The sequence below is a fragment of the Sporosarcina sp. AD_1 genome, from assembly GCF_057373025.1.
In genome coordinates, this window is sequence record NZ_JBPVIR010000020.1 from 1 (window position 1) to 9,655 (window position 9,655).

Here is a 9,655-nt window from a genome sequence, read left to right on the forward strand (position 1 = left end):
CAGCGTCTGCTGGTTTTTTTTATTTCGCCGCTGCCTTTTGCACGTCTTCCCCGTCCTTGCGGAAGAAACCAAAAATCCCGACAGTCTGGACAACGTTGGTGAACGCTTGTGGGTCGACTTCTTTAATAATTTTTTCTAAATCATACAATTCATATCGCGTGATCACGAGATACATCATATTTTTGTCTTCTTTTGAGTACGCTCCTTTTGCAGGAAGAATTGTAATCCCACGCACCATTTTTTCATGAATGGCTTTCTGCAATTCATCAGCTTTGCGCGTAATGATCATCGCGGTCACTTTCTCATGGCGAGTATGGAGCATATCAATCACTGCTGTAGTCACATACAGGGCGATCATCGTATACAGTGCATTCTCGGGTTCGTATAAAAATCCCGCCAGGACGATAATGATTCCGTTTAGTAGGAGGAAGTACGTACCAATCGGCTTATCCTGCAGCCGAGAGAGAACCATCGCCACAATATCCATGCCGCCAGTAGAAGCACCCAGCTTCAACGATAAACCGACGCCAACCCCAGCAATGACACCACCGAAAACTGCATTTAATATGATATCATCCGAAAGCGACAAAACCGGTAGCAATTCGAGAAACAGCGTTGCGAATAGTACAGATACGATACTGTAAATCGTAAATCCCCTGCCCACTTTGAACCACCCGAGAATGAAAACAGGGATGTTGAAGAGGAGCAACAGAATTCCTGTGCTCACTGAAATCTCAAAATGGTCCTTTAATATACTGGATACAAGTTGAGCTGCCCCAGAAAAACCACTTGCATAGACATTAGCGTTAATCAAAAAGAAATTTAATGAAATCGCCAATAACAAAGAGCCGAATATTACGACTATGATCCGTTTCGCTTCAATAAAAAACATAAATACCTCCTGCACTTGTCAATCTTGCACTCATTAGGCAATAGAACAAATTGTAGCTGATCTACACACAATTTGAAATGATCAATGAGACCCATTTCTAGTATAACCATAAAAAAACATCAGCAAGCGCTGATGTTTTTTCTCTATATCCTATTACGAATGGCTTTCTTGTAATGTTCTCCGATATTTCACGTAAAATAAAGTGGAAACACCAGCAAGTATGACAATGGATAACAAGCCGGCCATGGCACCTTCGATATCCCAACCATTTACTGCATATCCCGTCGATACCCCAAAGACAATTCCAGTCATTATCGCAACCCATATGAGACGGATCATTCCTGCCACCCTTTCCAGTTCATGTCTTGAGAATTATTCTCACTACATCATAACCTAATTGAAAGCATTTATCAATTAGAAACTTGAAAGTATTTATCCTGCTCCCACAAAAAAGACACCTCCACTAAGATCTTATGAGAAAGCAAGTGATATTCATGAATCATTTCTCATTTGAAGAATACGATCATTTACGAAGGCTTGAATGAAAAACTTTTCATTGTCATTGGGTTCTCGTCCATTTGCTTTAGTAAAGTTGTCAATCGATTTTTGCATCGAGTTTGTCAACACGGCCTCGCTTGCCATTGTTAGTTCTCTCCAATACGTATCCATTTCTTCTACATCGCAGATCGATTCATGTCCGAGCAAGAACCATTCTGCGTCGTATTTCTGAATATCTTTAATCATAGGCAGCAACAATGATTGTTTGAAATGATATAAAGAATTTGTGGTCGTTCCGTAAGCACTGTCACCTAAAAAAATCACCTTTTCATCCGGAATATACACGATGGTAGAGTCGTTTGTATGCGTACTTACTATTTGTTCGAGATGGCATACTTTATTCCCCAGGTCAATCGTGAGAGTATTCTCAAATATAATATCGGGAGACGGCACAGTAAAACGATCTCGATCAGGTATGTCTTCCTGAATGATTTTTCGGCAAAAATCATTCATTTCATTACTATTAACATAATGTTGGAGGGATTGATCATCAAAGGAAAACGTCTGCCATTGCTTTAAGCGCCTATTTGTCTGCCTGTTAACGATGATCGTAGCATCCATTTCACTCATACCTAGAAAATGATCCCAATGTGCATGAGTGATCACCAAGTATTTGACTGGCGGTACATCTAACTTCTCAATTTCATTTACGAAAATTTTCGCATGCTTAGTTGAATTGCCAGCATCTATTAGCAAACTGTATTGTTCACCGCAAATTAGTCCTAATGTCGGCCGTTCTTTATCATCTTGATTCGGCAAATAATATATGGTGTCACTTAATTTTTTTAACATGTTCTGTCTCCTCAATTCTTATTTTTTTGAACGAGAAAATCTACATGTATATTCTAAGTGCGATAGACTAGGGATTTTCTCGGATTATTGGTGTTTTACCATTGGACTTGTACCTCCTAAAGTATTTTAGTCTTATCAATACTCAAATTATTTTTCAGTGAATTTTGATTAAATCAGCCTGTACTCTTCAGCGTTCGTAATCATATTTAATAAACTCACAAACAACTCTCTTTGTTCAACTCGCAGCCAATCTTCCTGTACTTCAGCTAACAACCACATGACTTCATCTAAAAATACATGTATTAAACCTGCTTGCCACATTTCTTTTTCGTTCCATGTCAAGGTTTGATGTACATTATAACCTTCGAGAAAGAGCTGCCATTCTATTGGCGTAAATACCCTATTTGGCGCTGAAGAGAGTTCATTATGAAATAATAATAAAGCTAGAGCCAAGTCAAATATACGTGGAATCCACTTCGCATTATCGGGATCTATTACTATAGGTTTTTTAGTGAATACTAAATTATTTGCTTTAAAGTCGTGAGGCGTTTCTATCCATATTAACGAAGCATTCTTTAGTTTTTCTTGATTTTCTACCGCTGTAAATAACCGATTTCGTAAACATTGCATATCAAAATCAATGTTCCAAGTAGCAGCATTTTTAGCGATTTCTTTTAAGTGTTCATCAACTTCCTCATGAGTAAAATCAAACACATCATATTTGTTTAAATTAAACGCATTATCTTTTGAAGACAATGAATGAATCTCACCAAGAAGCTCACCAGCTTGCTTTATCTCTGTTTGTTCACCTCGATAAGTTTCGCCATCAATATAGGGATAACATATGTATACTTCTTCCTCTATTTGTTGCGGGTTGCTGGTCTGAAGGTTTACCGGTGTCACAATAGGTATGCCTGCATCCTTTAAGTAGGTGGTGTATTTGATAAGATTTATTGCGCTTTCCATCGGATATTGTGTTCGTTTTACTATTTTATTGTCAACTTTATATACAGGTGAAAATGCATATATGCTATCTTGCTCTTCTGACAGTTCAAAACCAAAACATTTCAAAAGATGTGAACTATTCATTTCTAATTCTCCTATTATCAGCAAATTGTCATACTTCCAACATTATACACAAAAAACTCCACATTCCACTAAAAAATTTTCTGATATTAAATTTCAGTGTTCAACAATAAATCATTTCAATCCAAGAAACTCTTGTTTTCCGGAAAATCAGCGTTATAATTCTATTGAGTTAATTGACTAAATTACCAATATGGAGATGCAGCATGCGGACGTATAATGAGAAAATAAGTATTTACCATGGAATGGCTTCGACTATTGCGTTAAACTTTTCCAACAATTTCTTCCCTATTTTTGCAATTACAATTTTAGGGGCGACCAATTACCAGGTTGGGCTGATCAGTTCCCTCCCTCCGCTCATGGCGTTGCTTATGACGATTCCAGCCGCCATCTTGCTGAATCGGGCCATTGCACAGAAAAGACTTGTTGCGATGTCGGTTTTGTTTGCACGGCTGTTGTTCATTTTGATTATCATGACGGTTTATTTTCCAACCCCTTCACAGGCTTGGATTTTCCTTGTCATCATTGCACTCATGAGTTTGCCGAATACTGTCGCGAACATAGGTTGGCAGACGTTCATCAGCGGGTTGGTCGAGGAATCAAATCGCGGCTCTTTTTTCAGTGACCGAAATCGGCTTCTAACGATCGTGGGACTGGTATCTACCCTACTGATCGGATTGATCATGAAAGATGCGTCTTCCAATGCGACCGCCTACCAAGTGCTCTTCGGAATCGCATTTTGTTTCGGTATGCTGGAAGTCTTCCTGCTTCTGAAGCATGAGGAACCTGTTGTGAAAAAAGAAGGACCGATGAAGAAAAATAAAACAATGGACTGGTCTATTTTCCGGCACTCGAATTATGTTTGGTTTTTGATCGCTGCTTTATTTTTCAACTTTGCTTGGCAAATGGCATGGGGAATTTTTAATATTTATCATGTCCGGGTTGTCGGAGCGACAATTTTTTGGATCAGTATGTTCTCGGTCGGCAGTATGCTTGCCCAGTTTCTTTCCTTTCCTCTTTGGAAGAAATGGGCAGATCGGCAATCTAATACGCTTGTCTTTGTGTACGCCGCCATTGGGATGGCAACCACGCCATTTTTGACTGTTTTGTCCACGAATTTGTATTATATTACTGTAATCCAAACATCATCCGGCTTCTTCCTCGCTGGGGTAGTATTGTTATTGTTCAATCTTCTGTTAGAACAATCGCCGGAACAGGTGAGAACCTATTGCATTACAACATACAATGTATTGCTGTCACTTGTTGCATTTATTGCGCCGCAAATTGGCATATGGCTTTTGGAACATCTTGGTGTCGATATGGCCATGTATATCAATTCTGCACTTCGTTTCCTCAGTGCTGCCTTGTTTTTTATCGTATCCATGCGCTACGCCAAACAGAAAACGCCCGCACTGCCAAAAATCCATTAACCAAAAAGAGAACCCGCCAATTTTACGGGTTCTCTTTTTCATCTTCTTTTTTCATTTTCTCTCGTTCTTCATGGGAACGGCGCATTTCGTCCAAATCAAATTCCTCACCGAACTCCGCACGCAAATTCCGGTCATAATCAAAGTACGGATGATTATCCGCCCATGGCTCCGAGTTCGTCTCTTGATCAAATACGCTCGTGGCCATATAACGGTGGAAAGCAAGCTCGCCTAACGCTAGTACTGCACTGCTAATGATGGATATGAGCAAAAGTCTGTCTGTCACTGGAAACAGAAAGAAACCCATTACCCATATAATCACTGCACTTAAAACAAAGTCCCCTGCTGCTGCCAGCGGATTTCCGAGGAAAGGCATGATAAAGATATCCGCTGCATAACCTATGCCGGTTACAACGATACTGATCAATAGAGTACTCACAATAGGGACGTTATAAATGCCAGTCAAGATGATCCAAAGAATAGCGAGTGTCATCAGCCATTTGACAAAAAAACCTTTTACATAACTGCCTTCTCCAGAATACATAATTCAATCTCCTCCCTATTTGTTAGGCTGTCCAATCCTCCACATTTTATCCATTGTTACCACCGTTTCAAAACAGGTTCAATAAATATCGATTTGTATGAAAAAATCAAATTTACTTATCTTATAAGTCTATATACTTATATTAAACTAGGTAAATTTTATCAAATTCTTGTTGATTTTACTGAATATGATGCAGTACACTGTACCTAATGATAGCGTTACTATCATTTATGAAAAAACTAGAATAGTAAAGAATTGGGGGAATTGTTATGCCTGCAAAAAGACCGGCAACATGGGATCGCGAAGTCGATGTCGTCGTACTCGGTACTGGAGGTGCCGCATTTGTCTCTGCTGTTTTGGCAGCAGATCAAGGTGCAGAAGTGTTAATGCTGGAAAAAACTCATCAAGTTGGCGGGACGACTGCGTTTTCAGGCGGTGTACCTTGGATTCCTATGAACCGTTACATGCAAGAAGCGGGAATTGAGGATGACCGTGAATCCGCAATTACATTTATTAAAAGGCTCACGCAGGGAAAAGAGCCAGATCCAAAGTTTATTGACCTCTTCGTCGACAATGGCCACGTCATGATCGACTATTTACATGAAAATACACCCGTCCGTTTTGCGACGCCAAAGGGCTATTCCGAATACTACGGACACCTTCCGGAAGCGTTGAAAAACGGTACGCGATCATTAGATCCGGAACCATTCTACTTGAACCAAGTTGGTGAATGGGGACCGCTCGTACGCCAAAACCCTGTATTTCCTCCACTTACACTTGCAGAAGGCGGCGCAGTAGGCGGAATCGATTTCATGAAAATTGCGGAGCGGATGGAAAACAATATTGTCACTATGGGCCGCTCACTGATTGGTGCGTTATTAAAAGGTGCCCTTGATCGCGGTATTGATATCCAACTGAACACACCAGGTAAAGAGCTTGTCCTTGATGATGAAGGCAAGGTCATTGGAGTCGTCGCTGAGAAGGATGGAGAAAAAATCTTCATCGGCGCACGGAAAGGCGTCGTACTCGCTTCCGGCGGTTTTGAATGGAATCAGGAATTGATAAAGACATTCTTGAAGGGTCATGTCACCCACCCAATGTCCCCTCCTGGCAACGAAGGCGACGGACTGATTATGGCAATGGAGGCGGGTGCCGCACTCGGCAACATGTCAGAGGCTTGGTATTATCCAACGATGCAAGATCCAACGTTTGAATACGAAGACCATATCATGAATCAGACAGGCGGCGGCCGTTTTGGTCCAAACAGTATTATCGTTAACAAGCACGGAAAACGTTTTGCACACGAAGGAACTACATACAACGACCTGCCCCGTTCGTTCTTTGAGTACGATCCTGTCGCACTTGAATATCCGAACGAAGCACCAAACTGGATGATCTTTGATCAGCAATTGAAGGATTCCCAAATGATTATCACGATGATGCCTGGCGAAGAGGCTCCTGAGTGGGTCGATCGCGCAGACTCCTTACGTGAGCTGGCGGAGAAAATCGGTGTTAACCCAGACGGTTTAGAAGCTTCAGTTGCCCGATGGAATGAACATGTGGAGAACGGGGTAGATCCAGACTTCAATCGTGGGACAACCCACTTTGAGAACATTCTTGGAGGCGGTGGAAACGCCGAAGCGAACCTCGGAAAAATTGAAAAAGGTCCTTTCTATGCAATACCTGTCCACCTCGGTGCCCTAGGAACAAATGGCGGACCACGCATCAACGAAAAAGGTGAAGTCATCAGCCTCCGCGGGAATGTCATCGATGGTCTGTACGCAGCGGGCAACGCCGCAATGGGTATTTTAGGGCCAGTCTATACAAGTGCAGGCGGCACGATCGGACCAGCCATGACAATGGGCTATATCGTCGGCAAGGAAGTCGGCGCCAAGGAAGCACGTGAAATCAAAGAAGCGGAAGCATTAGCTTTATAATTACAAAAGGAAGAGTGAATGAACATGCCAAACGGAACACATACAGTAGAATTGCAAGTACCTATCGAAAACATCTGGAACTTTGTAAGCGACATGAACAACTGGGCGCCTCTTGTTCCTGGATATATTGAGCACGAAATTTTAAGCGAGAAGCAATCTACATGGAAATTCAAAGGAGATTTGGGCTTCATGAAGAAAACCGTCAAGCTCCAAATTGACATTCAAGAATGGATCGAACCATCGAAAGTCACATTTGACTTGAAAGGTCTTTCCGATAATTTCACCGGAGGCGGCTATTTCGAAGCGGAAAAAATCTCAGATACAGCGACACGTATGACTGGCCATTTGGATATTACGGCAGGCGGCATGATGGGCGCGATGATTAATACGATTCTAAAGAACTTTGTGCCAGAAACCGCTCAACAGTTGACTGAAGCGATTGCTGCCAAAATTAACGAAATTGAAGGCGTTACCGTCTAACATTTCGAGTAGGTTAACAAGTCTTAACAGAACAATTATTTTCAAGTCAAAAAGAGGGAAACCGATGCACACCGGTTTCCCTCTTTCTAATCGTTATTATCCAACGAAAATTGCAATAAACGGCTGACCTCGTTATGTTCTTCCATTCCATTTCGGCTTACTTCCTGGAAACGTAACTTCTCCAGCATCCGGCGGGCTCGTTGATTGGATTCATGTGTTTCTGCATGAAACAAACGAATGCCATGTTCTTTCATTGCATATTCCATCAACAATTGCATTGCCAAGACGCCGATCCCCTTTCCCCAGACCATTCGATTACCGATAGCAATGCCCAATTCAGCGCTTTCCTCTTTGCCTATAACTAAATCCGCATAACCGACTAATTGGCCTTCGTATTCCACTCCCAGTCGAATAAAATCCTCAGAGATTCCTTCTACACATCGTGTCCACCAGCTGAGCATCTCCTCCGGTTGCCGATTGATTTCCCAACCATTCGCTAAACAGAACAGCTCATCCCGGCTCCACTCTGTTACAGTTTCAAAATCTTCCATGACCAATCTCCGTAAAGAGACTGCAGAACGTGTAAGTTTCTTCAATTTCCCATGCCCCCATCCTATCAATTCACTGGTTTCAAATAGTCGAGGAAGATATCCCGAATCCTCAAGGCCTGTTCAATCGGCAAAATGACCATATCCTCCATCTGGACACTTTCAAAGAAGGATAGCTTTCGTGTAAACAAGCCAAATATATTCGAGATGGCCCCCAGTGTGTCCGCATTTGCCACTTCGGGACGTATGGAGCCGTCATGCTTACCTTCCTCAATAATCTTCGCAATAACATTGGTAATATTCGCATATGCCTGGTGGTAGTCTGCAATATCCTCAAGCGGTTCCTGTGCAAATGCAGCATACGTTTCGAACGCTTCCAGCAGCTTCATATCATTCCAAAGCACGGAGTCACTCACTTTAATGAAATGATTCAACAGCATTTCAAATTTTTCGTAGCAGGTTCCTTCATTTTCATATATTCGCTCAAAGGAAGCCAGCCTCTCCTGCAATAGCTTGACTATCACCGCGATAATTAGTTTGTTCTTCTTTGGAAAATAACGGAACACAGTGGCGACACCGAGCCCCGCTTCCTCTGCCACGTCCTGCATGGTGGCCCACTCAAATCCTTTTTCTACAAACACTTTATAAGCCGCTTGTAAAATTTGCACTGTTCGTTTCTCTTTGAATGTCATCTTACTCATTCCTTTTGGCCTATATACTTTTCTTCCTCCTATCATAACGCAACCACGCCGTATTGAACATCTACATCCTCTCTTTCTTTTAGTTATGTGAAAGACGTCTACCAAGCTAGCAGTTTATAAACCTATCAATTGGGTAAAGACGGAAGAAACAGCAAACGAAGGGATGGATTAGTTTGATATTTTTAACAGAAACAGAACTGGAAGGCAAGCAGGCATATTACGGGGAAATATGCGATCATTTCGGAGACCAGGGATTAATCTTGGGAAACTGGGATTATGACAATGGATTATTTGATAAAATATTGTACAAGCGGGGTGGTGTGACCATTTATTTGCGCTGTCCTTTCGATGTCATTCAAGGTGAACTGGATCAGCAAGACGCCCTTTTGCTTTTTAAGAAACCGTTTATCATTAAACACATTCTTAACATCGGGCTCGACGAAGAAGAAAGCGCTGTTCTAACTGTGACGGGTTTGGAGCAATTCCAGAAACCTGTCGACAAGGATGCCCCAATCGAGAAGAAATCCAGCTGGGCAGAGGATGCCGAGCAAGTAATTAACAAAACACTTTCCGGCTTGACTTTTGTGCCTATTTAAGAAGCAGGCTGCTATCCCTTCTCTCATATAATATTAAAAAAGCATTCCGTCTTTCCTTGGACGGAATGCTTCAGACTGTAGACAAAGTCACTTT

11 protein-coding genes are annotated in these 9,655 nt (G+C 41.8%); 4 read left to right on the plus strand and 7 right to left on the minus strand.

Going from position 1 to position 9,655, the window contains the following annotated elements:
- Positions 1 to 19: 19 nt before the first annotated feature.
- From ACSW3C_RS20025 to ACSW3C_RS20040, 4 genes are all read right to left on the minus strand, one after another.
- Complete coding sequence (locus tag ACSW3C_RS20025; RefSeq protein WP_486564855.1) at positions 20 to 892, minus strand: YitT family protein; 873 nt, start codon at positions 890 to 892, stop codon at positions 20 to 22.
- A gap of 153 nt (positions 893 to 1,045) precedes the next feature.
- Positions 1,046 to 1,231 carry a hypothetical protein gene (locus ACSW3C_RS20030; RefSeq protein WP_486564856.1) on the minus strand — a complete coding sequence of 62 codons (186 nt, stop codon included), beginning with the start codon at positions 1,229 to 1,231 and terminating at the stop codon, positions 1,046 to 1,048.
- A 153-nt stretch (positions 1,232 to 1,384) separates the two neighbouring features.
- Positions 1,385 to 2,242, minus strand: a complete 858-nt coding sequence (locus ACSW3C_RS20035; protein WP_486564857.1) for an MBL fold metallo-hydrolase — start codon at positions 2,240 to 2,242, stop codon at positions 1,385 to 1,387.
- 168 nt (positions 2,243 to 2,410) lie between these two features.
- Positions 2,411 to 3,331 carry a phosphotransferase gene (locus ACSW3C_RS20040; protein ID WP_486564858.1) on the minus strand — a complete coding sequence of 307 codons (921 nt, stop codon included), beginning with the start codon at positions 3,329 to 3,331 and terminating at the stop codon, positions 2,411 to 2,413.
- A gap of 203 nt (positions 3,332 to 3,534) precedes the next feature.
- Here ACSW3C_RS20040 and ACSW3C_RS20045 point away from each other — a divergent pair, with 203 nt between their 5' ends.
- Positions 3,535 to 4,758 carry an MFS transporter gene (locus ACSW3C_RS20045; protein WP_486564859.1) on the plus strand — a complete coding sequence of 408 codons (1,224 nt, stop codon included), beginning with the start codon at positions 3,535 to 3,537 and terminating at the stop codon, positions 4,756 to 4,758.
- Between the two features lie 22 nt (positions 4,759 to 4,780).
- Here ACSW3C_RS20045 and ACSW3C_RS20050 read toward each other — a convergent pair whose 3' ends face one another.
- On the minus strand, positions 4,781 to 5,299 hold the full coding sequence (locus ACSW3C_RS20050) for a DUF2512 family protein (protein WP_486564860.1): 519 nt from the start codon (positions 5,297 to 5,299) through the stop codon (positions 4,781 to 4,783).
- A 269-nt stretch (positions 5,300 to 5,568) separates the two neighbouring features.
- Here ACSW3C_RS20050 and ACSW3C_RS20055 point away from each other — a divergent pair, with 269 nt between their 5' ends.
- Positions 5,569 to 7,236 carry an FAD-binding protein gene (locus tag ACSW3C_RS20055; RefSeq protein WP_486564861.1) on the plus strand — a complete coding sequence of 556 codons (1,668 nt, stop codon included), beginning with the start codon at positions 5,569 to 5,571 and terminating at the stop codon, positions 7,234 to 7,236.
- A 24-nt stretch (positions 7,237 to 7,260) separates the two neighbouring features.
- A complete protein-coding gene (locus tag ACSW3C_RS20060) occupies positions 7,261 to 7,716 on the plus strand; it encodes an SRPBCC family protein (RefSeq protein ID WP_486564862.1) in 456 nt (151 codons plus the stop codon).
- A gap of 86 nt (positions 7,717 to 7,802) precedes the next feature.
- Here the strand turns inward: ACSW3C_RS20060 and ACSW3C_RS20065 are convergent, their stop codons facing one another.
- Together ACSW3C_RS20065 and ACSW3C_RS20070 are read right to left on the minus strand one after the other, a co-directional pair.
- Positions 7,803 to 8,312 (minus strand): GNAT family N-acetyltransferase, encoded by a 510-nt coding sequence (locus tag ACSW3C_RS20065; protein ID WP_486564863.1) that lies wholly within the window; start codon positions 8,310 to 8,312, stop codon positions 7,803 to 7,805.
- Between the two features lie 20 nt (positions 8,313 to 8,332).
- Positions 8,333 to 8,956: a TetR/AcrR family transcriptional regulator gene (locus ACSW3C_RS20070; RefSeq protein WP_486564864.1), complete on the minus strand. Its 624-nt coding sequence runs from the start codon at positions 8,954 to 8,956 to the stop codon at positions 8,333 to 8,335.
- Between the two features lie 182 nt (positions 8,957 to 9,138).
- Between ACSW3C_RS20070 and ACSW3C_RS20075 the strand changes: the two genes are divergently transcribed.
- On the plus strand, positions 9,139 to 9,561 hold the full coding sequence (locus ACSW3C_RS20075; protein ID WP_486564865.1) for a YugN family protein: 423 nt from the start codon (positions 9,139 to 9,141) through the stop codon (positions 9,559 to 9,561).
- Positions 9,562 to 9,655: the final 94 nt, after the last annotated feature.

Bases quoted from the DNA above. Each gene is read 5' to 3' on its own strand.
- ACSW3C_RS20025 (WP_486564855.1), bottom strand. From the start codon at position 892: ATGTTTTTTATTGAAGCGAAACGGATCATAGTCGTAATATTCGGCTCT.
- ACSW3C_RS20030 (WP_486564856.1), bottom strand. From the start codon at position 1,231: ATGATCCGTCTCATATGGGTTGCGATAATGACTGGAATTGTCTTTGGG.
- ACSW3C_RS20035 (WP_486564857.1), bottom strand. From the start codon at position 2,242: ATGTTAAAAAAATTAAGTGACACCATATATTATTTGCCGAATCAAGAT.
- ACSW3C_RS20040 (WP_486564858.1), bottom strand. From the start codon at position 3,331: ATGAATAGTTCACATCTTTTGAAATGTTTTGGTTTTGAACTGTCAGAA.
- ACSW3C_RS20045 (WP_486564859.1), top strand. From the start codon at position 3,535: ATGCGGACGTATAATGAGAAAATAAGTATTTACCATGGAATGGCTTCG.
- ACSW3C_RS20050 (WP_486564860.1), bottom strand. From the start codon at position 5,299: ATGTATTCTGGAGAAGGCAGTTATGTAAAAGGTTTTTTTGTCAAATGG.
- ACSW3C_RS20055 (WP_486564861.1), top strand. From the start codon at position 5,569: ATGCCTGCAAAAAGACCGGCAACATGGGATCGCGAAGTCGATGTCGTC.
- ACSW3C_RS20060 (WP_486564862.1), top strand. From the start codon at position 7,261: ATGCCAAACGGAACACATACAGTAGAATTGCAAGTACCTATCGAAAAC.
- ACSW3C_RS20070 (WP_486564864.1), bottom strand. From the start codon at position 8,956: ATGACATTCAAAGAGAAACGAACAGTGCAAATTTTACAAGCGGCTTAT.